Origin of the sequence: Streptomyces sp. NBC_01549, assembly GCF_026339955.1 — a bacterium.
Taxonomy (GTDB): Bacteria; Actinomycetota; Actinomycetes; order Streptomycetales; family Streptomycetaceae; genus Streptomyces.
Map to the genome: position 1 here is coordinate 544,126 of NZ_JAPEPW010000001.1, position 22,533 is coordinate 566,658.

25 protein-coding genes and 2 pseudogenes are annotated in these 22,533 nt (G+C 68.0%); 7 read left to right on the plus strand and 20 right to left on the minus strand.

The features are described from left to right. Positions 1-123 precede the first annotated feature (123 nt). Complete coding sequence (locus OG819_RS02225) at positions 124-387, plus strand: hypothetical protein (protein WP_266647770.1); 264 nt, start codon at positions 124-126, stop codon at positions 385-387. Here OG819_RS02225 and OG819_RS02230 read toward each other — a convergent pair. From OG819_RS02230 to OG819_RS02255, 6 genes are all read right to left on the minus strand, one after another. After that, positions 384-782, minus strand: coding sequence for a DNA-binding protein (locus tag OG819_RS02230; protein WP_266629717.1), 399 nt, complete (start codon positions 780-782; stop codon positions 384-386). The two genes, OG819_RS02225 and OG819_RS02230, sit on opposite strands and share 4 nt — an antisense overlap. Continuing rightward, positions 779-1,057 (minus strand): hypothetical protein, encoded by a 279-nt coding sequence (locus tag OG819_RS02235; protein ID WP_266647771.1) that lies wholly within the window; start codon positions 1,055-1,057, stop codon positions 779-781. Before OG819_RS02235 ends, OG819_RS02230 begins: the two co-directional genes overlap by 4 nt. A gap of 651 nt (positions 1,058-1,708) precedes the next feature. After that, positions 1,709-2,167 carry a transposase gene (locus OG819_RS02240; protein WP_266647773.1) on the minus strand — a complete coding sequence of 153 codons (459 nt, stop codon included), beginning with the start codon at positions 2,165-2,167 and terminating at the stop codon, positions 1,709-1,711. Beyond that, on the minus strand, positions 2,080-3,921 hold the full coding sequence (uppS, locus tag OG819_RS02245; protein WP_266647775.1) for a polyprenyl diphosphate synthase: 1,842 nt from the start codon (positions 3,919-3,921) through the stop codon (positions 2,080-2,082). Before uppS ends, OG819_RS02240 begins: the two co-directional genes overlap by 88 nt. 52 nt (positions 3,922-3,973) lie before the next feature. Next, positions 3,974-4,798: an ABC transporter permease gene (locus OG819_RS02250; RefSeq protein ID WP_266647777.1), complete on the minus strand. Its 825-nt coding sequence runs from the start codon at positions 4,796-4,798 to the stop codon at positions 3,974-3,976. After that, positions 4,795-5,400, minus strand: a complete 606-nt coding sequence (locus OG819_RS02255) for an ABC transporter ATP-binding protein (RefSeq protein WP_266647778.1) — start codon at positions 5,398-5,400, stop codon at positions 4,795-4,797. The genes OG819_RS02250 and OG819_RS02255 overlap by 4 nt, the downstream gene beginning before the upstream one ends. 32 nt (positions 5,401-5,432) lie before the next feature. Here OG819_RS02255 and OG819_RS02260 point away from each other — a divergent pair, with 32 nt between their 5' ends. Beyond that, positions 5,433-6,080: an aldo/keto reductase gene (locus tag OG819_RS02260; protein ID WP_266647780.1), complete on the plus strand. Its 648-nt coding sequence runs from the start codon at positions 5,433-5,435 to the stop codon at positions 6,078-6,080. A gap of 97 nt (positions 6,081-6,177) precedes the next feature. Here the strand turns inward: OG819_RS02260 and OG819_RS02265 are convergent, their stop codons facing one another. After that, positions 6,178-6,324, minus strand: a complete 147-nt coding sequence (locus OG819_RS02265; RefSeq protein WP_266647782.1) for a hypothetical protein — start codon at positions 6,322-6,324, stop codon at positions 6,178-6,180. A gap of 286 nt (positions 6,325-6,610) precedes the next feature. Next, positions 6,611-7,858 carry an IS701 family transposase gene (locus OG819_RS02270; protein WP_266652542.1) on the minus strand — a complete coding sequence of 416 codons (1,248 nt, stop codon included), beginning with the start codon at positions 7,856-7,858 and terminating at the stop codon, positions 6,611-6,613. Between the two features lie 127 nt (positions 7,859-7,985). On the opposite strand from OG819_RS02270, the gene OG819_RS02275 reads away from it, so the two are divergent. Together OG819_RS02275 and OG819_RS02280 are read left to right on the plus strand one after the other, a co-directional pair. Further along, positions 7,986-10,283 carry a molybdopterin-dependent oxidoreductase gene (locus OG819_RS02275; RefSeq protein WP_266647783.1) on the plus strand — a complete coding sequence of 766 codons (2,298 nt, stop codon included), beginning with the start codon at positions 7,986-7,988 and terminating at the stop codon, positions 10,281-10,283. 134 nt (positions 10,284-10,417) lie between these two features. Next, positions 10,418-10,969 (plus strand): EF-hand domain-containing protein, encoded by a 552-nt coding sequence (locus OG819_RS02280; RefSeq protein WP_266647785.1) that lies wholly within the window; start codon positions 10,418-10,420, stop codon positions 10,967-10,969. 267 nt (positions 10,970-11,236) lie between these two features. Here the strand turns inward: OG819_RS02280 and OG819_RS59060 are convergent. The 4 genes and pseudogenes from OG819_RS59060 to OG819_RS02305 form a co-directional block, all read right to left on the minus strand. After that, positions 11,237-11,752 (minus strand): annotated as a pseudogene (locus OG819_RS59060) (DUF4158 domain-containing protein); the annotation flags it as partial. A 784-nt stretch (positions 11,753-12,536) separates the two neighbouring features. Continuing rightward, positions 12,537-12,758 (minus strand): hypothetical protein, encoded by a 222-nt coding sequence (locus OG819_RS02295; RefSeq protein ID WP_266652938.1) that lies wholly within the window; start codon positions 12,756-12,758, stop codon positions 12,537-12,539. A 37-nt stretch (positions 12,759-12,795) separates the two neighbouring features. After that, complete coding sequence (locus OG819_RS02300) at positions 12,796-13,152, minus strand: PRC-barrel domain-containing protein (protein WP_266629687.1); 357 nt, start codon at positions 13,150-13,152, stop codon at positions 12,796-12,798. 229 nt (positions 13,153-13,381) lie between these two features. After that, on the minus strand, positions 13,382-14,035 hold the full coding sequence (locus OG819_RS02305) for a hemolysin III family protein (protein ID WP_266634742.1): 654 nt from the start codon (positions 14,033-14,035) through the stop codon (positions 13,382-13,384). Positions 14,036-14,429: 394 nt separating this feature from the next. Between OG819_RS02305 and OG819_RS02310 the strand changes: the two genes are divergently transcribed. Next, a complete protein-coding gene (locus OG819_RS02310; protein WP_266629685.1) occupies positions 14,430-14,990 on the plus strand; it encodes a hypothetical protein in 561 nt (186 codons plus the stop codon). 13 nt (positions 14,991-15,003) lie between these two features. Here OG819_RS02310 and OG819_RS02315 read toward each other — a convergent pair whose 3' ends face one another. Continuing rightward, positions 15,004-15,171, minus strand: coding sequence for a hypothetical protein (locus OG819_RS02315; RefSeq protein ID WP_266652940.1), 168 nt, complete (start codon positions 15,169-15,171; stop codon positions 15,004-15,006). Positions 15,172-15,222: 51 nt separating this feature from the next. After that, a pseudogene (locus tag OG819_RS02320) lies at positions 15,223-15,444 on the minus strand (IS5/IS1182 family transposase); the annotation flags it as partial. A gap of 191 nt (positions 15,445-15,635) precedes the next feature. Between OG819_RS02320 and OG819_RS02325 the strand changes: the two are divergent. Continuing rightward, positions 15,636-15,995 (plus strand): hypothetical protein, encoded by a 360-nt coding sequence (locus OG819_RS02325; protein ID WP_266647787.1) that lies wholly within the window; start codon positions 15,636-15,638, stop codon positions 15,993-15,995. Between the two features lie 107 nt (positions 15,996-16,102). Here the strand turns inward: OG819_RS02325 and OG819_RS02330 are convergent, their stop codons facing one another. From OG819_RS02330 to OG819_RS02345, 4 genes are all read right to left on the minus strand, one after another. After that, on the minus strand, positions 16,103-16,411 hold the full coding sequence (locus tag OG819_RS02330) for an SCO5918 family protein (protein ID WP_266629679.1): 309 nt from the start codon (positions 16,409-16,411) through the stop codon (positions 16,103-16,105). Between the two features lie 49 nt (positions 16,412-16,460). Further along, entirely contained in the window at positions 16,461-16,865 is a 405-nt protein-coding gene (locus OG819_RS02335; RefSeq protein WP_266647788.1) for a CBS domain-containing protein, read from the minus strand. Positions 16,866-16,910: 45 nt separating this feature from the next. After that, entirely contained in the window at positions 16,911-18,404 is a 1,494-nt protein-coding gene (locus tag OG819_RS02340) for a DEAD/DEAH box helicase (protein ID WP_266647790.1), read from the minus strand. Between the two features lie 338 nt (positions 18,405-18,742). After that, entirely contained in the window at positions 18,743-18,946 is a 204-nt protein-coding gene (locus OG819_RS02345; protein WP_003973099.1) for a cold-shock protein, read from the minus strand. Positions 18,947-19,543: 597 nt separating this feature from the next. On the opposite strand from OG819_RS02345, the gene OG819_RS02350 reads away from it, so the two are divergent. After that, complete coding sequence (locus OG819_RS02350) at positions 19,544-19,909, plus strand: DUF2267 domain-containing protein (protein ID WP_266652544.1); 366 nt, start codon at positions 19,544-19,546, stop codon at positions 19,907-19,909. 338 nt (positions 19,910-20,247) lie between these two features. Here OG819_RS02350 and OG819_RS02355 read toward each other — a convergent pair whose 3' ends face one another. Both OG819_RS02355 and OG819_RS02360 read right to left on the minus strand, forming a co-directional pair. Then, complete coding sequence (locus OG819_RS02355; RefSeq protein ID WP_266629673.1) at positions 20,248-20,586, minus strand: MerR family transcriptional regulator; 339 nt, start codon at positions 20,584-20,586, stop codon at positions 20,248-20,250. A 330-nt stretch (positions 20,587-20,916) separates the two neighbouring features. Further along, entirely contained in the window at positions 20,917-21,846 is a 930-nt protein-coding gene (locus OG819_RS02360) for a transposase (RefSeq protein WP_266647792.1), read from the minus strand. Between the last annotated feature and the right edge of the window lie 687 nt (positions 21,847-22,533).

Here is a 22,533-nt window from a genome sequence, read left to right on the forward strand (position 1 = left end):
CCAGTGCGGGAAGTAACCGCCCCTGCCGCAGCTCACGCACACTGGGTGGCGGGTCGTGGTCATCCCACGCCGCTGCCATAGCTCGTCAGTTGGGCCGGGTAGGCCGTGGGAGAGGCTCAGTGGGTGCTTCCCGCAGCGCAGCTGAGGCAGACCCGTCTTACCAACGACCTCGGCAGCCCGCTGGACGACGAGGCGGCGCTGAACCTGTGGCACATGGTGTGTGCGGAGGAGGGGATCTACGACTTCGACGCGGAGTTCCTGGCCTCCGAGTTCAAGCACGTGATCCTGGCCCAGGGGTGCGGCTCGAGAGAACAGTACCCCGCACGAGAGTGGGCGCCTCAGCGCCCACGTGTACTTCTTTCCTGCGAGGTCGCGAGGTGCTGCTAAACCTTCTCAGCCACCACCCGGGCGTGCTCGACCGTAAGCATCTCGACGTCCACTACGTCAGAGGTCAGGATCGTCACCCGACCTGGCTGCGCCAGCGCCGTCGCACACAGCATGGCGTCAATGGCGTACTCGTGCCCGTGCAGCCCGGCACCCCGCAGTAGGACTGCCGCCGACTGCGCGACAGCCTGGGTGACCGGCTCGACGCGGAGGCGGGAAAGGGTCCACTTCAGCGCGGCGTCATTGATCCTCGGGTGGATGACCTCGACCAGTACCGCGGCCGAGGTGATCACAGGCAGATCCGCGTCACGAGCTGCCGTCAGCCACTCGTGAACCTCTTGATCCCGCTGGACGGCCTTGGCCAGACCCTCACTGTCCAGAACCAGGGCTCCACTCACGCAGCAGCCCCGGACTCGGGCGCAGAGCCGGTGAGCTTGGCCCGCTTGGCAGCCACGGCCTCCGCATCTGCCGGACCGTGGGCCTTTTCGAAGTCTGCGATGAGCTCGTCCAGGTTGTCGCGCTCGATCTGGCGCTGCGCAGCCCGCTCGAGATACGCGGAGACACCACGCCTACCCACCCGCTCGCGGATCGCCTGCAGAGTGCCGGCGGTCAGCGACACGGAGATACCGCTACTCGGACCGTCTCCCGGGAGGAAGTCATCGCCATCACCCATGGAACTATTTTGGCATTCGAAATGCTAAAGCGCCACCCGTCCACGGCGCGGCACGACTCCCGGAATCAACGGACCCAGTCACGCACGCATACGCGGCCCGGGAGTGCGATGGGGCGTCAGAACGTGCGTCGTTTGAGCGTCAGCAATCCAAGGACTGCGCCGCTGCCGCTGACGCAGCAGTCGACGCCCCTGCCTGATACCGCAGGTCAGACGGTATGCGGGCAGCAAATCCAACGATTCACCCGTTGGATAGACGGAAACACGTCGAGCTGACGCACCGACCCAAGAAGATGCAGGTCAGTGCGCCTTCGCCACCGGCTCCAGGACCGCCACGCACTCCACGTGATGCGTCATCGGAAAGGTGTCGGCCTGGACGCAGGCAGGAAAGCAGCAGGTCAGAGATGCTTTGGGGTCCCGAATGAGGGCCGCCGGGCCCCCGGAGCGTCAAATGAGCGTCACGGCCCTACGCCTGTTCGGCAGGCGAAACGCCTGGTCGCGCGGGGCTGGCTGGCCGGGCCGACGCCGGGCCGGTTCATGCTCGCGCAGGGTGCGGCCGGGCCAGGCGGCGGGTCATGAGCAGGATTATCGACCAGTAGAACATCGCCTCAGCACTGACGGTGCGGCGCCCCGGTGTCTCTGGGTCTCTGGACCTTACGACGGCCCGTCCAACCCACGAACAAGGTAGGACCGCTTGGGCAGGACCACGAAGCCACGCATGTCGTCGCTGCGCTTGACGATCGCGAGGACCAGCGCAAGCGCGGCCAGGCAGTGCTCGACGAGGCTGCCGGTGTAGCCGCCGTCGGCCCAGACAAGGGTCAGCCGGTGGTGCGCATCGGCCACCTGCTCAAGCAGGACCTGGGCGGCGGCGCGGTCTCCGGTGTCCGCGGCGGTGACCATCACCCCCAGCAGCAGACCGAGGGGGTCGACCACGACGTGCCGCTTGCGCCCATTGATCAGCTTGCCGCCGTCGAAGCCACGGCTGTCCGACCCGACGACGGCGACCGGGTTCGACTCAGTTCCGATCAGGAGACGGATGTCGTGGTGGACGATGGGGTGGGAGCGGCGCCGTGGCGGCGTTGACGGCGGCTGTATTCGGTGATCGCGTGCCATAGGTGGCGTCGGTCGATGTCGGGCCAGAAGTCGGGGGTGAAGTGCAGCTCGGCGTAGGCGGTGTGCCAGGGCAGGAAGTTGGAGCTGCGTTGTTCGCCCCCGGTACGCCACAGCAGGTCGACATCCGGCATGTCGGGGTGGGGCAGGTGGCGGGCGAAGTCCCTTTCGCTGATGTGGTCGGGGTCGAGTTGTCCGTCGTGTACGTGGTGGGCGAGCGCGGCGGTGGTGCGGGTGATCTCGTCGCGGCCGCCGTAGTTGATGCACATGGTCAGCGTCAGGCTGGTGCGGCCGCGGGTGGTGCGCTCGCGTCGGCGGAGCAGGTCTACGACGTCGGTGGGGAGCTTGCCGGTGCGGCCGTGCCAGCGCATGTGGACGTCGAGATCACGGAAGGGGTTGTCGGTCAGCTCACCGCGGACGACGTCGAGGATCGCGTCGACTTCCTCGGCGTCGCGTTTCCAGTTCTCGGTGGAGAAGGTGTACAGGGTCAGGTGGCGCAGGCCGATCTCGAGTGCGCCGTGGACCGTCTCGCGCATGGCGGCGGCTCCGGCTCGGTGCCCGGCGTGCCGGGGCAGGCCGCGTTGTTGGGCCCAGCGGCCGTTGCCGTCCATGATCACGGCGACGTGGACGGGCATCTGCTCGGCCGGGATTCGCGGGGGAGGGTGGCCGGCGGGGTGGGGAGGTGGTGCGCTGAACGTACCGTTTCGCGCTGCCCGCGCGGCGGGCAGGGCGTCGTGCCGGGTTGGGCGGTGCGGGGGTGGCACGGTGACGGGGGTGAGGGTCCAGGCCAGGGCGGCGCGGGTTCGGGCGGGGGCGAGGATGCGGGCGCTGGTGAGGAGGCTGGGGCGGGGCGGGGTGCGCAGGAGGGCGGGACCGGCGTTGGTGATGGCGTCGAGTTGGGCGCGGAGCAGGTCGGCCATGGTGTTCAGGACGGTGGCGGGTCCGGGATGCATGCCCCGGGTGAGAGCGGGCTGGGTCACCCACCGGCGGGCCAGACCGCTCAGGTGGGTGACCAAGCTGCTGACAGCGGGGCTCCAGCGCAGGTCTGCCAGGTCGCCTGCGGCTTCCGGGTAACGGTCGAGGGCGTCGTCGGGCAGGAGGAGATCGCCCTGGGCGAGGTCGGCGGACAGGTCGGTGAGGATGTCGGTGAGCCGGAAGCCGTCAAGGAACTCCTCGTAGATCTCCTGGGTGTCCAGGCGCAGTGCCACGGGGACGCCGGCCTTGTCGAAGAGTTCGCGGACCCGGTCGAACCAGGGCAGCAGGTTGCCGCGGCCCCAGGAGCGCCAGGCGCTCCAGTCGGCGAAGCGCCGGCCATGGGCGTCGTCCTGGACCAGGGACATCGCATCGTGCAGTTCGCTCAGGTCCAGGCGCCAGCGCTGCGCGGTGTCCACCAGCGCGTGGCGGACCAGGTCCGTGCTGGTCCCGGTCATCAGCTCGCGCTCCAGCGCGGTGATCCACTGCTCGACCCGTGCGGCCCGCTCAGGCGGGGGGACGGTACGGTCGTCGGCCAGGTCGTCGATGGCGTTGGCTGCCGCCCACAGGGCCCAGCAGGCGGGGCGCAGTGCGGCGGGCACCAGTTGGATCAGCGCGTACTCGGCCCGGTCTTGCTCCCTGGTCAGCTGCCGGCAATGCCGGTACGCCGCCCGCAGCGTCCGATCATTGCCGATCACCGCCCGGGACGACTTCGCCAGGGGCCGCGCCGGCGTCGTCACTGCGGTCTGCTGGACCTGGGAGGTGCGTTCATCCGTGGCTGTCACATCGCGCCCAACGATGCCGGCAGGCATCCGGTTGCGGCCTAGTCGCGTCATGTCACAGCAGGTCAACGGTCTGCTGATGCCGGGCGGACTGCTCCGACACAGGCCCGTGCGGTGTCACCGTCAGGGTGGTGCGGGTACGCCGGTGGAAGGCGAGCAGGCCCAGCAGCGCCGCCGCGGTGAACCAGGCCAGCTGCCAGAGCACGTACCGGGGTACCGAGACGGAGGAGAAACCTGCGGCGGTGGCCGCCTGCATGGCGCCGTAGGACGGCAGGAACCGGGTGATCGTGCTGCCCGCACCAGAACTCGTGATCGGGTTTTGCAGCAGAAGATCCACGATGCTGGTCATCACGATGGCGAACATGCCCTCGACCTCGCGGCGCAGCAGCGCACCGAAGCCGACCCCCAGCACGCCATAGGTCAGCCCGGCGCAGAAGAACGCCGTGGTCAGCAGCACCGGCTGGCGGGGTGTCCAGGTCAGGCAGGTCACCGCGGTGGCGTATGCGGCGATCAGGGCGCAGACGAAGGTGAGCGCCACGACCTTCGCCGCGACCAGATGTGTGCGGGGATAGCCGGCCATGGCCAGACGCCGGTCGAAGCCGCTGCTGGTGAAGGTCGCGGCGAACATGAGGAAACCAGTGATCAGAGTGACGGCGTTGAGCGCGCCGCTGATCGCGGTGATCTCGTTACCCCGAGGAGCCAGCAGCTCCCCGGTGGCCCGCAGGTGCAGACGGGCCGGGGTATCGGGGATCGCAGCGTGCGCCAGCAGGACCCACACGGGCAGGAACAGGGCGATCAGCACCACGGCAAAGCGGTTGCGGGCGTGCTCCACCAGCGCGTACCGCGTGGCCGTGGTGAGCAGCATCATCTGATTCCTCATGCCACACCTGCCATCTGCGGCTGAAGCCGGCCGCCGCTCAAACACCACAGCTCATCCAAACGCTCGGTGTCGTAGGCCAGATGGGAAACCACCAGGACCGAACGCCCCCGATCACGCAGACGGCCCGCCAGTTGCCAAAACCGCAGGTAAGTGTCCCAGTCGAACCCTTGGTACGGCTCGTCCAACAGCAGCACCTGCGGATCGTGCATCAACGCCAAAGTGAGGTTCAGCTTCTGCCGCGTGCCGCCGCTGAGCACCCCGGCCCGCTCATCGACGTACTCGGCCAGGCCGAGCACCTCCATCACCTCCTGAGCGTGTCGCAGGTCATCCAGCCGGAACGCCGCCTGGAGGAAGGCGAGGTGCTGGCGCACGGTCAGCGCGTCGTTGAGCACCACCTGCTGCGGGCAGTATCCAAACCGGCCGGCGTGTCGAACCTGGCCGCCGGACGGCCGAAGCTCCCCAGCCAGGATCTTCAGCAGGGTGGACTTGCCTGCACCGTTTTCTCCCACAATGCCGGTCAGCGCCCCTGCCGGCAGTCGCAGATCGACTCCCCGCAGCACGCGCCGTTTCCCGTAGCAGTGGTGCACATCAATGACTTCCACCAGTACAGCCCCAGCCAGCACACTCGACGACGGTGATCCACTGCGACAACGAATGCGTTGGGGGAGAGAAACGGGCCCCCGTAAGACGGGATGCCTTCAAGCTCACGACTGCACCCTGGGCGGTAACCCTCGCGGACCTGAAGAACTGGGTCCCGATCGTGGGCATCCAGCACGAGTACAGCCTCGTCGAGGGCACCGCCGACCGTGAGCTCCTGCCCATGGCCGAGAGCCTCGGGCTCGGCGCAGCCCTGTGGTCCCCGCTCGGCGGCGGACTGCTCACCGGCAAGTACCGCAGCTCCGCCGAGGGACGCCTGAGCGACCTGGGCATGGTCATCCACACCGAGAGCACCGGCCAGAAGACCGCCGTCGTCGACACCGTCCTGGCGATCGCCGAGGAGACCGGCGTGACGCCCGCCCAGGTGGCGGTGGCCTGGGTGCGCGAGCGTGCCGCCCGCTCCGTGGCCACGCTCGTCCCGATCATCGGCCCGCGCAGTCTCTCCCAGCTCGACAGCTACCTCGGCGCACTCGACGTCCAGCTGACCGATGAGCAGTACACCCGCCTGGCCGAGGTCAGCGCGGTGCCGCTCGGCGTGCCCCACGAGGGGATCGCCGCCTCCCTGGACCGCCTCCAGGGAGGCGCCGCCGACCGCGTCACCGCCCCGGTCGTGCCGGTGGCCTGATGGGTGAACGCGGCTGAGGACGAGGTGCGCCCGCGCCGCAGCCAGGAGAGCAACACAGCGGGAGCGGCTGCCGGTCGCCGCAGGTTTCGGCGGTCTGTCAGACGATCTTCAGGTCGTAGGGGCCGGCGAGGGGGACGTAGCCGTCGTTCGTCTGAATCCACAGCTGGTAGCTGCCGACGGGGAGATCTCGGGAGGTCGGGATGGATACCGTGCCGCCGGTGTCCCGGACGTATTGCCAGCCCATGACGACACATGCTCCCTGAGGCGAGTCGACGCGGACGGCGCTTCTGTGCGGCCGTTGGAAGGGTCGTGCACGTGCAGGGTTGGGCAGCGGGCCGCAGGGGGAGTCTGTGTCCTGCGGCCCGTCAACTGACGTGGAGCCACTGTGACATAAGTGGCCGCTGTCCTAGTAGGGCTTTGTTAGGTCCTGTGGTGGGGTTCGGGTGTGGGGGCGGGGTGGCCGCATATCGAGCAGGCGCCGGTCCAGGTGGCCAGGATCTTCTGTAACGCGCGCAGAACCGCGTAGAGGGTCAGGCCGGCGCAGGGACTTTTGGGTCGAGGCGGAGCATGGTGCAGAAGGCCTGGGCGAGGGCGGCCAGGGTCACGTGCCGGTGCCAGCCGAGGTAGCTGCGGCCTTCGAAGTGGTCCAGGCCGAGGCCGTCCTTGAGCTCACGGTAGTCGTGCTCGACCCGCCAGCGGATCTTGGCGATACGGACGAGTTCGCGTAGCGGGGTGCCGGCGGGCAGGGTGGAGAGCCAGTAGTCGGTGGGCTCGGCGGCGCCGGGTGGCCATTCGGCCAGCAGCCAGCACTCGGGCAGACTGCCGTCCAGGTCACGGGGGATGTCGCGGTTGGCCGGGCGCACGCGCATGGCCACGAAGCGCGAGCGCATGTCGGCCCGTGGGTTGCGCGGACCGCTCTTGGTGCCCTGGCGCCAGGTGACGGTGCGGGCGGCGCCCCGCCCGGCGGCCAGGACGAGGTCACGCAGGGTGCTGTGCGGCATCGGGTAGGCGGGCCGGGGCGGGCGGCCGCGGCCGCTGTAGGGCGGACGCTCGGGCAACGCCTCACCGGGGTAGGCGGTGGTGGTTCCTTTGACGGCGACCGCGTAGGCGAGACCGCGTTCGGTCAGGCCCAGGCGGAAGCCGGTGGCATCGCCGTAACCGGCATCGGCGACCACCGGCAGACCGGGCAGTTCCCACTGGCCGCGGACCTCGTCGAGCATCTCCAGCGCCTGGCGCCACTTCTCCTTGTGGCGGACCTGGTCGGGGATGCCCGCCCGCTGGCGGCGTCGGCGGATCGCCTCGGCCAGCAGCGGGTCGTCCCCGGATGCGGCGTCGTCCCAGCTGTCGGGGATGAACAGCCGCCAGTTGACGGCCGCTGAGGCGTGGTCGCTGACCAAGTTGACACTGACCGCTATCTGGCAGTTTCCGCGCTTGCCCAAGGCGCCGCAGTACATCCGGGCCACCCCAGGGGAGTCGTACCCGTCCTTTGGGAAGCCCGTGTCGTCGATCGCATACGCCTCCGGGGTGATGTGCGCCGCTGCCCACCGCGAGACCCGGCGCCGCACCTCGACGTAGTCCCAGGTGGAGGAGGAGATGAACTGCTGCAGCTGCTGGTGGTCCACGCCCAGACGCTCGGCCATCGGCTGCATCGACTTGCGCTTGCCGTCCAGCATCAGCCCACGCACGTACAGCTCGCCCTTGGCCCGCTGGTCCCGGCGTTTCACCGTGCCGAGCATCTCGGCTGCGAACGCCTCCAAGCGGGGGCGGATCTCGTCCATCTCCTCAGGTGTCACACCTGACAGGACATCACGAGACTACCTCGGAACGATCAACCAGGGTACGTAACAAAGCCCTACTAGAGCCGGGGAACTTCAGAGACGGAGTTGATGCATCGTGGAACGACGCATGTCGGTTGCGACGCACTGGGGCAGTTTTGTCGCGGTGGTTGATTCCGGTCGGCTGGTGCGAATCGAGCCGAGGGGCGATGACCCCGCGCCGTCGCCTATCGGACCCGGAATGGTGACAGCCGCCGACGACAGCGCCCGCGTGCTGCGCCCCGCGGTGCGCAAGGGCTGGCTGAACGGCCTGCCGCGCGCCCACGACATGGCCAGGGGCGCGGACGCCTTCGTGGAGGTGAGCTGGGACGACGCGATCACCCTGGTGAGCGAGGAACTGCGCCGAGTGCGTTCACAGCACGGAGACAGCGCCGTGTTCGGCGGCTCCTACGGCTGGGCGAGTGCAGGCGCGTTCCACAACGCGCAGGCGCAACTCCACCGGTTCCTGGCATTAGGCGGGGGATACACCGACTCTCGCAACACGTACAGCACCGCAGCTTTGGAGGTCATCCTCCCCCATGTGATCGGCGGAGCTCCGTGGAGTTACCAGTCCCGGATGCCGATGTGGGACGACATCGCCGACAACTGTGAGCTTGTGGTGGCGTTCGGAGGGCTGGCCCTCAAGAACAGCCAAATCAACCCCGGCGGACTGGCCAGACACCAGACGCAGGACCTTCAGCGAAAGTGCCGTGCTGCCGGGGTGCGGTTCGTGAACATCAGCCCCATCCGCAGCGACACCGCCAGCTTCCTCGACGCCGAGTGGCTGCCCGTCATCCCCAACACCGACACCGCCGCGATGCTCGGCATCGCACACACCATGCTGGTCAACGGCTGGCACGACGAGGACTTCCTTCGCCGTTGCTGCGTCGGGTTCGACCGCTTCGCCTCCTACTTGACCGGCGAATTCGACGGCGTTGCCAAGGATGCCGCCTGGGCAGCGAGGATCACGGGCATGAGCCGGGACACGATCACCGAACTGGCTCGCCGCCTGTCCACGCAACGTTCGCTCATCATGGTCAACTACGCGATACAACGGGCGGACCACGGCGAACAGCCGATCTGGATGTCGGTCGTGCTGGCTGCCATGGCGGGCTCGATGGGGCGGCCAGGCTGCGGCTGGGGCGCGGGCTACGCGACGATGGACGCGACCGGCGTCGCCCCCGGCCGGCCCTCCGTGGCGTCGATTCCCCGGGTTCCCAACCCTGTCGCGGATTTCATCCCTGTCGCACGGATCGCCGACACCCTGCTGCATCCGGGCAAGACCATCGACTACGACGGCCAGCGCCTGACCTTGCCCGAGCTCCGCCTGATCTACTGGTGCGGAGGGAACCCGTTCCACCACCACCAAGATCTCCACCGCTTGACCCGCGCCTGGCAGACCCCTGACACGGTGGTGGTTCACGAAGCCTGGTGGAACACCACGGCCAAGTTCGCCGACATCGTCCTTCCCGTCGCCACCAGCCTGGAGCGCGACGACTTCGCCGCCGGATTCTCCGACCCCCACCTCGTCGCGATGCCGAAAGTCCGTGAGCCGGCGGGCGAGTCACGCACCGACCACCACATCTTCACCGCCCTGGCCTCCCGACTCGGATACGAGTGCGAGTTCACGCAGTCACGCTCCGAGATCGAATGGGTCCGGCACCTCTACGAGCAGACGAGGGCCGACCTCGGCGACGACGGGGCCTTGCCGAGTTTCGACGACTTCTGGCGAAGCTCCACGGCTGAGCTACCGGCGCTGAGCGGCCCGTTCCCCGGCAGCTTCGAGGCGCTCCGCGCAGATCCGCAGCGTTTCCCCCTTACGACCCCGTCGGGCCGGATCGAGATCTTCTCCGAGGAGGTCAACTCGTTCGGCTACGACGACTGCACCGGGCATCCGGCGTGGTTCGAACCAGTGGAGTGGCTCCGTGCCGGCCTATCGGACCGATTCCCGCTGCACTTGATCTCGAATCAGCCCGCCTCACGTCTGCACAGCCAGTACGACAACGGCGGCCACAGCCTCAAGTCGAAGATCCGTGGCCGTGAGCCCGTGACGATCAATCCGCTGGACGCCGCGTCCCGTGGCATCGAGAACGGCATGATCGTACGCGTCCACAACGACCGCGGCAGCTGCCTGGCGGGCGCAGTCCTGTCGGACGATGTCATGCCAGGCGTCATCCAACTGTCCACCGGAGCATGGTGGGACCCGGCCCAGCCAGGCCAGAGCGGCACCTTGGACCGCCACGGCAATCCGAACACCCTCACGGCCGACCGAGGGTGCTCGCGACTGTCCCAGGGACCGAGCGCCCACAGTGCGCTCGTCGATGTCGAGCTCTACGACGGCCCCCTTCCGGATGTGCTCGCCTTCACACCACCACACCTCGAACGCTGACACGCAAGCTGCCTGCCTCTTCGGGCAGGTTCTTCGAGTTCGCCGTCGTCAAGCGCGCAGCGGGCCGCCCCGGCTGCCAGAGGCTCCACCCCCCGTTTTGCAATTGCGTAATCAGATGAATACTGTGCGCAGTCGTGACTGCACTTCAAGACCTCAAGTACGGCCAGTGGTTCAGGGGCGCCGACGTCGACGGCGACGGGTTCATCACCCAGCAAGACGTCCGCGCGATGAGCGAGCGCTACATCGCCGCCCGAGACACCGCGCCGGACTCCGCGACCGCCCGCCGACTCATCGAGGGAATGGACGGGTTCTGGACGAATGTGATCGCCCCGATGGACCAGGACGGCGACGGGAAGGTCGACCTGCGGGAGATGACCGAAGGCTTCAGGAGCGTCCTGACCGACCCCGCCCTCTATCCGCAGCAGATCGCGCCGGTCACCAACTGCTTCTTCGACCTCGTCGACCTCAACGCAGACGGCAAGATCGACCAGGCCGAGTTCCAGCAGATGTTCGACTCGGTCGCCGGTGTGCCCGGCGAGGACTGCGCCACGGTCTTCGCCGCTCTGGACAGGGACGGCTCCGGTGGGCTGGACCGCGCCGAATTCCACCAGGTTCTCACCGAGTTCTTCTACGGCAACGACCCGGATGCTCCTGCCAACCACCTCTTCGGCAGGGTCACCGCCTGACAGCCCGAGATCCGACCGCCCACACCACTGCTGTGTGGGCGGTCGGCGTCGAGGCCCCAGGCCAGGCAGTCCCTGGCGCGCCCCGTCGGTCGGCGGCCGACTCGTCGTTCTCGTCCAGCTCCGGCGCGTCCGGGTCGCGCAGCGGGCGCAGGGTACCGGCGGCCGGGGTCGAGGCGTGAAGCTGTAGCGGTCGAGCAGTTTCAGGTCGCGTGCTTGAGCGGGGACAGCCGGGCGATGTCCTCCTCGCGGAGCTCGTGGCCTTCCGTCGTACCGGGCCAGCGCCGCCATGCGGTCAGGTGGGAACTGAGACAGCTTCAGCCGGCGAGCCGATACGCACTGATCTCATCCGCGCGCTCCAGCGCGCGGGCGAACGCGGTGCCCGTTATCCGCGTCGGCGGCCGGTGCAACCGCTCCAGCTCCGAGAACCGCGAGCCCTCCGGCGTCTTCAGCGTCGCCACCAAGTCGCCGGGCAACGCCGGGTCCGCCCGCCGCGCGGCCCCGCGACCGTGGCATGCAGCCGCTTCTCCGCAGCCTTCCGCGCCTCCGACACCTCCGGGCAAGCACCGATACCCCAGGCAGCAGCACCCGGTGACGGCGCAACCAGCCCACCGACTGGTCGAACAGCGTCACCGGTCCCTCGGCGTGCGTCCACGCCCGCCCGTGCAGGAACGTACGGAACCGCCGCGACCACTCCGCGTCCTCGTACTCGTGGTACGCGTGGGCATCCCGGATCTCCCACGCGTGCTCGTACGCCGTCGGCTTGCGCTCGGTGTACCGCTTCACGCACGGGACGCGTAGAACCTGCTGCCCGCGCCGCGTGCCCCTGCCCCCCGCGCCCACCGGACACCCGGCGGGCGGACCTTCGCGTCCGCCGCTGCCGCTGGGAAGCCCGGCCTGCGCGTCCGCTCAGCCACTTCTGTCGGCATACGCAACCGCAGCCGCGCCGACACAGCGTCGGGCGGCCGGCGCTCGTCCTGGAGCGGTCAGACCTACAGTGACGGCTCGTCAGAACGAGCGTCAAACAAGCGTCGAAACGGCGGACAGTCACCCGTGGCGACGGCAATCGGAACTCCCCCACCATCCCGGCAAAGACCCGGCGTAACGCCAGGTCAAACGTTCGTCGGCGACGGATACGACACGCTTGACGTCATGCGGTGCGGGAAACAACTCAAGCACTACCGGCCGCGTTTAGAAAACCCGAGAAACTGCAGGTCAGATCCCCTTTGACACCGGCTCCAAAACCGCCACGCACTCCACGTGCGACGTCATCGAAAAGATGTCGCCCCGATTCGATCCGGGAGAAACACCAGGTCAGAAGCATTATGCGGGTCGTTCTTCCAGTCTGTCAGACGCTCAGAGCGTCAAACGAGCGTCAGGGCCGACGGCCTTTCTCACTTCGCCGAGTTGGTGCACCCGGCGGTGCGCGCCTCGGGCGCTCGTGACCGTCACGCACTGCTCCGACGGCAGGGGAGCTGACGGTCGCGGAATTATGCGTACCACACGAACCCCGTCTCGGACGGGGCGTACCACTCCTGGGCACTGACTCGACGACTGCTCCGACACCGCGCTACGTCCGGTCCCCGGGCGGGCGACCCGGGGGGGCGCTTGACCGGCTGACCGCGTCACCGGGGAAGATGCCTGCGGCGGCGGCCCAGGCGCAGGCCGATGAGGACGAAGTCGGCGACCAGAACCAACACGCCGATGACAACAGATAGAACAGGCCCTTCGCCACCACACCGATGATGCCGAGCACGATGGCCACAATGACCAGCAGGAGGAAGAGAGCCATTGGTGTCACCTCATGGTGGGAGACGTTGTTGGGGGCATCAGCGGCGGGCGAGGCGACGTTCGCCGCCCGCACCCGTTCGGTAGGCGAGCTCGTAGTGCGCGAAGACCGACTTCTCGTCCTCCGCGAGCAGTTCGCCGTCCGTGCCGATCGAGGGCGCTTCCTTTACCTGCTTCTTGTCGTAGGCGACCTTCAGATAACCGGGACCGACCGTCGCGTCGCCCAGGGGGACGAACACCAGCCGGTGCCGGGTCGGCAGGCCGACCGTGACCGTCGCGAACACGGGCTGGTCCGTGGCCGTGTCGACGTAGACCGCCTCCAGGACGCCAATCTTGTGCCGCTCGTGGTCGACCACGTCGTGGCCTCGCCATTCCCTGATGTCTTGCGCCTCGAACACGGGGCCCCCTCCGTCGCAGGTCAGCTGAAGACCGCTGTCGTCGCTCTCTCGCTCCTTCCTCCTTACCTGCCTACCGAGCGTCACACCCTGGAGAACAGCCAACTTGCAGGCCGGACGACGGACGACCTTCACGCGTGGCGCGATGCCTCGGAGACCGCCCAGACCGTCGCGGTCCAGCGCGCGGGAGCGTGGGAGATGAGCGGCGCGGGCCGCAACACCTGTCGCGGGGTCAGTAGGTGGTCAGGGAGATGGCGATGTAGTGCGCGGTGAAGGCTGCCACGGTCAGGGCGTGGAACACCTCGTGGAAGCCGAACCAGCGGGGTGAGGGGTCGGGGCGCTTGAGGGCGTAGACGACCGCGCCCGCACTGTAGAGGAGACCGCCGACCACGATCAGGGTGAGTACGGCCCCTCCGCCGGCGTGCAGGAAGTCGGGCAGGTACCGCACCGGTGCCCACCCCAGAGCCAGGTAACACGGGGTGTACAGCCAGCGCGGAGCCCCGACCCAAAAGACCCGGAACGCGATGCCGGCCAGTGCGCCCGCCCACACGATCCACAGCAGCACGGACCGCTGGTCCGGCGGGAGCAGGAGCACCGCCAGCGGGGTGCAGGTGCCGGCGATGATCAGGAAGATGTTGGCGTGGTCGAGACGTCGCAGGAGAGCCTCACCGAGCGGCCCCCAGGTTCCGCGGTGGTAGATGGCGCTCGTTGCGAACAGCAGCCAGGCGGTAACCGAGTACACGGCGCAGGCCAGCGCCGCCTGCGGAGTGCGAGCCAGGCAGATGAGCACGATGCCCGCGATCAGTGCGGCGGGAACCATTCCGGCATGGAGCCAGCCACGCAACCTCGGCTTGATCGGTTCGGCCAGGTCGGCTGCCCGCTCCACCAGAGCGGCAACCGGGTGAGCGTTCTCGCCTGCCTCGTCACCTTGTGATCCGACGGGCAGCCCGTCTTCACGACCCTCTCCACGACCCGAGGCGGCGTGAAAGTATTCGGCTTCAGCGGCGTCGCGGGACACAGCTTCTCGTCCTCCCTCGGACTCCTGAACGTCACCGGTGATCACGGGGTCATGCTAGAAGACGACACCCCGACGGCATTCTAGGAGTCCGGTCGCGAACACCACGCCCACGTCGCCGGCGTGTGCTCCGCAACCGTTTGAACTCCGACCTCGTTGATCCTGGCGTCAATTGGGCCCGCCGAAGCCGAGTAGATCGGCTGGTCATGGGAACGATCAGGACTTCCGAACGGGCATTGGGCCCGCCTACGCACAAGGATCGCCGATGCTTCCTGAGGTCCGCCCCCACGTATCCGCCCCCCTCGCACACCAGGTGGAACACCAATTGGGCCTGGCTCCGCATCTCGAAGCGGGCCATCTCGATGTGGAGCGCGTCGCCGGCATCGCAGTCGTCGCAGCCGCCCACTCCGACGGCTATGCGGCCACCGGCCATCTCCTCGGGCTGCTGGCCGCACTCCCTGCCCCCACCAAGGCAGGAGAACGCTTCTGGGCGGAGCTGTGGAGGTCGTCCGGCACCGCGTACCTGCTACCCGCCAACATCAAGGCTCTGGTGCTGCGTTCCCTGACAGGTGAAGGAACCGCCCTGGCCCGACAGATCCTCTCGGCCGTCGATCAGATGACCCCACCCCAGCGTGTCGCAGCCGGGGAAGTGATCGGTCAAGCCCTCGCCGAGTCCGACCACTTTCCCGACCTCAAAACACGGGTCATCGGAGAACTGTGGCTCCGAGACCTCGAGCTCACCGCCTGGCGCATTCTGCACGCAGACCACAGGTCAGACGATCCCGCTGGACGAAAAGCCTTCCTCGACGCCTGGACGAGCGTGTAACGAGGGGTGTTTGTCATACGGCCCACGGCTGACAGAGACGCACCAGTGGTGTGCGGTACTGACAGCTCCCGCAGTGCGCCAGGGAGCGGGCCGAGGCTTCAGCGCTCGCCGCCGTGAGGACGACGATCAGCACGCGGGCGTGGCTGGTGAGGAAGCTCCACTTCCCGGCCTGCTCGTTCACGATCTGCCCCGTTCTTCGATGCTGACCAGCTGGGATACCCACAGCGAGTTTGGTGCCCATCACTATCAGCGGCAGGCCCCGCGGATGTCGACCGCGAGATGTGCTTGCGGTCGCTGATCCTTTCCCCGACGCTCGATGCCACTTTGGCTGACTGCGAGTCGATTATCGTGGCGACCGCATTGGTCCTTCGTCCGTCTCCCGGCGGATCCACCGGGTCAGCGCGGCCCGGACCTGGCCGACGACACCGGCAGCCGCCCAGCGGGCCATGAACCCCGGACCGTCCGCCACCGGCACGCCCCTGACCTGAACGGCGCGGCGCCGGCTTCGACTGACCCTGATTGATCGCCTCGCACGCGCCACCCCGGTCACCATCTGGGCCTTCCGCGCCAAGTCCGTGAACGCCCTTCGCGCCCGCTGTCGCCATCGCTCAGAGAGCTGGATGTCCAGTAAATATAATCTGCCTCATGTCGAAGCCTGACGAGCTGCTCGTTGACGTCGCCGCCCTGGTGGAGTCCGTGCAGAGCAACCAGATGTCCCTGACCGTGGTCACCGGTGGTGCTGTCATCACCGGTCGGCTGGCTCCCGAAGCAGTGTGGAGGCAGAGGGTGTCGGATGTGCTGACGGATTCCGCCCGCTTGGGAGAGTTCTCCGCCGTCTTCGACACCCCCGCGAAGAAGGACGGGCCGCCCACTCATCTGCACTTCCATGTCGCCCGGATCCTGCAGGGCACGGTCGGCATCCCGGAGACAGGCGGGATGTACCGTGTGGCGATCGGCGACGTCAGCGCCTGGACCATGGGCGACTTCAGCTATTCCGACCACTGAGCGACCACTGCGACGGAACCCCGTCGCAAGCAGTGTGGGCCCGACCGGCTCGCGCCGGTCGGGCCCACACTGCTGTTCAGGCGTCGGCTCGTTGCCTGTCCCGTCGGTCAGACGGACACGGGAGTACCGAGCATCGCGGAAGCTTGCTGGAGCGAGCTGAGGATGCGTACGGGTGCGGCCTCGGGGAGGGTGCGGCAGGTGAAGCCGAGCTGAGTCATGGCCCGGAGGACTTCGGCGGCGCTGAAGTCACGGCGGTCCTGGCGGGTGATGACCTGGCCGACCTGCTTGACCGGGTAGTGGCGGCGGCCGATGATCACGGATTCGCCGGCGACCGGTTCGGGCTTGATGCCCTTCATCGATTCCAGCACGCCGTTCTTGGTGAGCTCGAAGGGGAAGCGGGCGATGACGCAGCGCATGTGGCCTCACAGGGAGAAGGGGAGAACGGTCCGACCAGGGTGAGGCGGTTCAGAGGGAGAGGGCGAGGACGCCCAGGGCGCTGCCTTGCCCGTCGACCACCGGCAGGGCACCGAGCCGGCGGGAGCGCATCGCGTGCTCGGCTTCGGCCATCGTGATCACGGGTGAGGTGAACGACCTGTGGTCGCCGAGGATGTCGCGCAGACGGACGCGGTCCGTGTAAGCGGAGCTGTCGCGGACGGCGGTGAGTTCGCTCTGGGTGACCAGTCCGGTGCACTGGCCGTCCTGGTCGCAGACGACCAGTCGGCCCGTGCGGGCGGCTGCCATGACGGACAGCGCAACCTCGACGCTCATGTCGTCACAGACCTGTGGTCTGGCCGCGTCCATGACCTCAGCCACCGTCCTGTGCACGGGGTTGGCGCTCGCCGGGCGGGGCTGCATCTGAACCAGCGTCAAAAGGTGCCTCCTGCAGAGATGGGTCAGCTTCCTGAACACGAAGGTCTAGGCCGCCGCATCGAAGACGGACTTTCGTACGGGCGCGCGCCGGGTTGCCGAAGCGGGGCGGCGCCGGCCTCGGGAGGACGCGCTGCGCTTGGGGCGTTCGACGACCGGTGCGGTGATGACGACCGGGATGCCGGAGGGGGCCTGGGCGCCGGTGATCCGGCTCAGGGCCTCGTCGCCCGAGCGGATCTGGGTGGTCTGCGGCCGGATCCCGGCGTCCGACATGAGGCGCACCATATTGCGGCGCTGGTTCGGTGTGACGAGGGTGACGACGCTGCCGGACTCGCCGGCGCGGGCGGTACGTCCGCCGCGGTGGAGGTAGTCCTTGTGGTCGGTCGGCGGGTCGACGTTGACGACGAGGTCGAGGTTGTCGACATGGATGCCACGCGCCGCGACGTTGGTCGCTACCAGCACGCTGACGTGCCCCGTCTTGAACTGCGCCAGCGTGCGGGTGCGCTGCGGCTGCGACTTGCCACCGTGGAGCGCGGCGGCCCGTACCCCGCTGTTGAGCAGGTCCTGGGTCAGCCGGTCGACGGCGTGCTTGGTGTCCAGGAACATGATCACCCGACCGTCGCGAGCGGCGATCTCGGTCGTGGCGGCGTGCTTGTCGGCGCCGTGGACGTGCAGGACGTGGTGCTCCATCGTCGTGACCGCACCCGCCGACGGGTCGACCGAATGCACGACGGGGTCGGTCAGATAGCGGCGCACCAGCAGGTCGACGTTACGGTCCAAGGTCGCGGAGAACAGCATCCGCTGCCCCTCCGGACGCACCTGGTCGAGCAGCGCGGTGACCTGCGGCATGAAACCCATGTCAGCCATCTGGTCGGCCTCGTCCAGCACCGTGATCCCCACCTGGTTCAGCCGGCAGTCGCCACGGTCGATGAGGTCCTTGAGCCGGCCAGGGGTCGCGACGACGATCTCCGCTCCGCCTCGCAGCGCGCCGGCCTGCCTGCCGATCGACATCCCACCCACCACCGTGGCCAGCCGCAGCCTGACGGAGCGGGCGTACGGAGTGAGCGCGTCGGTCACCTGCTGCGCCAGCTCACGCGTCGGGACGAGGATCAGCCCCAGCGGCTGGCCGGGTTCAGCACGCCGTCCGGCAGTACGGGCGAGCAGGGCGAGGCCGAAGGCGAGGGTCTTGCCGGAACCGGTGCGCCCGCGGCCCAGGACGTCACGGCCCGCCAGGGAGTTCGGCAGCGTCGCGCCCTGGATCGGGAACGGCGCGCTCACGCCCTGCCTGCCGAGCTCGGCCAGCAGTTGCTCGGGCATGCCGAGATCGGCAAAGCCCTCAACGGCAGGCAACGCGGGGGTGATCGTCTTGGGGAGCGCGAACTCCCCCTGCACCGCGGCGGGCCGACGGCCGTAACCGCCAGAACGGGCCGGGCCGCCGGAACGGCGCGGTGCCGGCGAGCCGAAGCGACTGCCGCCCTTCCCTGCGTCGGCACCGCCCTTACGGGTGCGGGCGGAGCGGTCGTTCGTACGTGTGCGGTTCATGCGGAACCTTCCTCGATGTGGCACATACCAAGGAATTCCCGCAAGTGATGAGCAGCACGGAATTACAAGTATGGACCGATGTCAAAGCAAATCCGGCCGACGGGAATCCACGCGGGCGGAGATACTGAAATAGGTGACGCAGTGGGGACGTGAAATCCGGGCGCCGACTGCGGTGCAGCTCTTCAGGATGCGCCTGCATCCCCGAAGGAGGAGCCGCGTGTGGTGAGGCTGCGGATTCCTCCGAGCCGTCCCGCGGGTGAAATCGCCGCGGGAAATGGCTGCAGCTGGGGCCCGCACCCCGAAGGATGCGGGCCCCAGCTACAAAGTGTGCGTCAGCGTCAGGCCGGAACGATGTTCTCGGCCGTCGGGCCCTTCTGGCCCTGCGCGATGTCGAAGTTCACCTTCTGGCCTTCGAGCAGCTCACGGAAGCCCTGGGCGGCGATGTTCGAGTAGTGGGCGAACACGTCAGCGCCGCCACCGTCCTGCTCGATGAAGCCGAAACCCTTTTCCGCGTTGAACCACTTCACGGTACCAGCAGCCATGTCATATCTCCTTTGGGGCAGTACACCGGCGTCCGCACTGTGCGGACGCCGTGTCGCCGCGATGATTACCCCGCCGGAAAATGACCGGAAATACAAAGCGCTCGACCCGACAGGAGCCGGGTTGGAACACTTGAAGTTTCGGGAACCACAACTGCAACTGAGATGGACAGTAGCACGCCGCAACGGCCCGCGTCGGTTGAGTAATTCCACTCCACCCGTTGCGGCAAAAACTCTCACTGCATCGTCCGTCAAACCCTCACGGCATGGTCCGTCAAACTCTCACCTCAAGAGCACAGATATTGACTCACTCGCAGTGCAACGTTCCAAAAAAGGAGCGGAGTCGTCAGCCGCTACCAGGGCCGCCAGGACGCTATGACGTGTGCGGCCGTCCGAAAGATCTTCAACGCACGCGGCGGACGATCAGCCGCATGCCCTCCGGCCAGCCGTCGCGGGTGTTCAGGTAGGTCAACTCCGCGACCTGGTAGCCCGTTTGGAGGTCGCCGTCCTGCTTCAGCGAGGTCTCCCAGGCGCTTTCGGGAAGCCTCGCGATCGCCGACTCGTCCTCGGGCGTGATCTTCCAGCCGACCGTGTAACGGACTGTGCGCCGCTTCGTGTTTCACCTGGGAGCGCGCCGAGGACGTCACACGCGCCGTGCTGAGGGCCCTGGGCCGCCAGCTCACCGGCGACGAACGCGTCGACCTCGCCGCCTGCCTCCCGACCGATGCCGCCCTCGCCTTCACCAGCCAGATCCCCGACCCTCAACCGCTCACCGGCTGGGGCTTCGTCAAGGACCTCGCCACCCGCACAGGTACCACTCCCGCGGTGGCCCGCTGGGACACCGGAGCCGTCCTCGCCGTCATCTGCCACCTTGTCGGAACCGCCCTCCTGGACCGCATCCTCAACCAGCTCCCCTCCGGATACGCCCTGCTGTTCGGCCGCGCCGAACTCACCCAGGCCGCCTGACAGCTTCGGACAGGACCAGGCATCGCGCCCACGGTCATCCCCGTGACCCGTTCGCACAAGGGCATCTGTGATGACTGAGGGCGCGGTAGGAACGGGAAGAGGCTCCGCTGACGTCATCACCGGAGCCCCGCCATCGGGCTGCTGTTGCCTGCCCGGCCAATGCGCCGTCATGCAGCTGACGACCGTGTGAAAGCGCCGGGGCATCCTGTCCCGGCGCCTTCCCTCCCCCGATGACGCCAGCCAGCACAAGAGCGCAGCCGATCAGGGGTTGAAACGGCCTGCCGTCGAGGCCGAGCTGAGTACCGGACCGGAAGACGGAGTTGCTGGTCCAAAGCGCGTCAGGCTGCGGCCGTCGGGTTTGCTGATTCGGCGGCGCGGCGGTGTGCGGCGTTGATGCGCTGGGCTTCTTCGAGCTGGTCTTCGAGGATGACGATGCGGCAGGCGGCCTCAATCGGAGTGCCCTGGTCGACGAGTTCCCGGGCGCGGGCGGCGATGCGCAGCTGGTAGCGGGAGTAGCGGCGGTGGCCGCCCGCGGAACGCAGCGGGGTGATGAGGCGGGCTTCGCCGATGGCGCGGAGGAAGCCCTGGGTGGTGCCGAGCAACTCGGCGGCCCGGCCCATCGTGTAGGCGGGGTAGTCGTCGTCATCGAGCCGGCCGTACGAGTCGTCTGCGGTCATTGCACCTCTCTGTGGAACGCGTGGAGGGGCCCTGGCGCTATTGCCGCCAGGGCCCCGAAGGAACTACTACACCATCTACCGGCCCTGATACTGCGCCGGCCTTCTGTTTCCGCTGAACCGACCGAGATGCTGTCGGGGATGCGGGGATCGCGGTTGCTTGACCGGAGACCACCTCACTATCGATGTCCTGCGGTACCCGGACTCAACACTCACGCCCGGGCGATCCTGATGGCGCTCGGCCCCTCCGTTCTTTCCCTCTTGTCATCACTTACGACGGGGTGCGCGATTGAGGTCGGGCCGTGTTGGCCTGGCGGGTTGGCTGGTGGTTGATTACCGCATGGCCGCGCGGTCGGAGACCAGGCCGGCGATGGCCTGGTAGGTCTGGTCGAAGTACTCGCGGCGTCCGATCCAGCGTTGCAGGGGCCGCCACTGCTTGTGCTCGGCGTTGGCGTGCTCGACGCAGATCCGCTCGGAGGACTGCTGCTTGCGCGCTTCCTCCCAGGCCGCCAGGTCCTCGGGCGGGGCATCCTTCTTCGGCTTCAGCGGCGGCGCTTGGACCTGGGCGGGGAACTGCTTGGCCAGTCCCCGGTAGCCGGCGTCGACCTTGGCCTTGACCTGGGGGAACCTCTCGAACAGGTCGCAGATGCCCTCGGTCTTCAGCGCGGTCTGGTCGTGCTGGCGGCCGGGCCGGAAGGCACCCGCCCACAGGGTCCGGCCCTTCTCGTCGGTGACGACGGTGGCCTTCTTGGTGTTCTGCCGCATCTTCCCGGAGATGAATGCCCGGCGTCCGGGCTTGTTCGCCCGTGGACGTCGGACCCGGACCTCGGTGGCGTCGATCCGCAGTTCCACTCCGTGGGAGGCGGCGTAGGCGAAGACATCGGCCAGGGTGCGAAGGCGCAGGTCGGGACTTCCAGGGACGGCGAAGCCGCGGGCGGCGAGCAGGGGGCGGATCTCGTGGACCGCGCGGGTGATCGTGGAGCGGTCCACCTCGTAGAACAGGGCGAGGACGGCATGCGGAAGCTGGAAGCGCAGGATGACCAGGGTGGCGACGACCCGGTCGGTGAAGACGAGTTGGTGGTCGGGACCCGCTCCGGCGGCGCGCTGCCGGTCATGGCCCCGGCGTTCACGCAGCTGGGACTCCTGCCCGGCCACCCACGGCCCGGCCAACTCCGCGACCAGCTTGCCCAGGCGACGGCGCGGGATCCCGGTGCAGATACGATGGCTCAAGGCCGTGCGGGCCCCTCTTGACGTCACAATCATGATCGTCCCGCACGGCCGTTCGCATGCTCAGACCGGGGTTTCAGCTACCGCGCACCACGTCGTTACTGAACGAGGACTGCGTACTGCTGGTACTGCGTACTGCTCAGTGGCCTGTGACAGCGCCACTCTCCGGCAGTCAGCCCCGTCGCCCGTCCTGCAACTGCCCTGGCTTAGAACCCCACTGCCGAACTTCCCGGTGCGCGCGCCCGCAGCCGACGCCTTCACCGAGGTACCGCTCACTGACTCCACTGCTGGGTACTGCGTACTGCACTTACCGGTACTGCCACCGCATTACCTGCGGTCCTACTGATGGTGGCCCCTGATCACTGCGGGCCACCCGGTCCGGTCGTCAGTCCCGTCGCCGTCCTGCAACAAATATGGCTTCGAAACTCCACCACCGCACCGTCCTGCGCACTGCAACTACGTACTGCTACCTGGCAGTTCGTGTCTGCCGGGTTCTGCTGTCTTCCTGGCTACGAGAGAAACCATAACCAAGCCACCACCCAATGTCTACTCTGGCCAACATAGATTTCCGCATGGCCCGTGAGAAGGTAATCGAGCTCGAACAACACGGCAGTTCCCCCGGCGCCGCCGACGCGCAACACAGGGAGCAGTGCCAGCCGCGCCGAGTTCAGGTCGGTACCCTCACCGGTCGCCGTACCCCGCGGACGCGAGCCGGTACGGGCT

Excerpts from the sequence above, each read along its gene's own strand:
- OG819_RS02235 (WP_266647771.1), bottom strand. The coding sequence starts at position 1,057 with ATGGGTGATGGCGATGACTTCCTCCCGGGAGACGGTCCGAGTAGCGGT.
- OG819_RS02240 (WP_266647773.1), bottom strand. The coding sequence starts at position 2,167 with ATGGCACGCGATCACCGAATACAGCCGCCGTCAACGCCGCCACGGCGC.
- OG819_RS02250 (WP_266647777.1), bottom strand. The coding sequence starts at position 4,798 with ATGAGGAATCAGATGATGCTGCTCACCACGGCCACGCGGTACGCGCTG.
- OG819_RS02265 (WP_266647782.1), bottom strand. The coding sequence starts at position 6,324 with ATGGGCTGGCAATACGTCCGGGACACCGGCGGCACGGTATCCATCCCG.
- OG819_RS02270 (WP_266652542.1), bottom strand. The coding sequence starts at position 7,858 with ATGGACGAGATCCGCCCCCGCTTGGAGGCGTTCGCAGCCGAGATGCTC.
- OG819_RS02275 (WP_266647783.1), top strand. The coding sequence starts at position 7,986 with ATGTCGGTTGCGACGCACTGGGGCAGTTTTGTCGCGGTGGTTGATTCC.
- OG819_RS02295 (WP_266652938.1), bottom strand. The coding sequence starts at position 12,758 with ATGGCTCTCTTCCTCCTGCTGGTCATTGTGGCCATCGTGCTCGGCATC.
- OG819_RS02310 (WP_266629685.1), top strand. The coding sequence starts at position 14,430 with ATGCTTCCTGAGGTCCGCCCCCACGTATCCGCCCCCCTCGCACACCAG.
- OG819_RS02325 (WP_266647787.1), top strand. The coding sequence starts at position 15,636 with ATGTCGAAGCCTGACGAGCTGCTCGTTGACGTCGCCGCCCTGGTGGAG.
- OG819_RS02330 (WP_266629679.1), bottom strand. The coding sequence starts at position 16,411 with ATGCGCTGCGTCATCGCCCGCTTCCCCTTCGAGCTCACCAAGAACGGC.
- OG819_RS02340 (WP_266647790.1), bottom strand. The coding sequence starts at position 18,404 with ATGAACCGCACACGTACGAACGACCGCTCCGCCCGCACCCGTAAGGGC.
- OG819_RS02345 (WP_003973099.1), bottom strand. The coding sequence starts at position 18,946 with ATGGCTGCTGGTACCGTGAAGTGGTTCAACGCGGAAAAGGGTTTCGGC.
- OG819_RS02355 (WP_266629673.1), bottom strand. The coding sequence starts at position 20,586 with ATGACCGCAGACGACTCGTACGGCCGGCTCGATGACGACGACTACCCC.
- OG819_RS02360 (WP_266647792.1), bottom strand. The coding sequence starts at position 21,846 with ATGATTGTGACGTCAAGAGGGGCCCGCACGGCCTTGAGCCATCGTATC.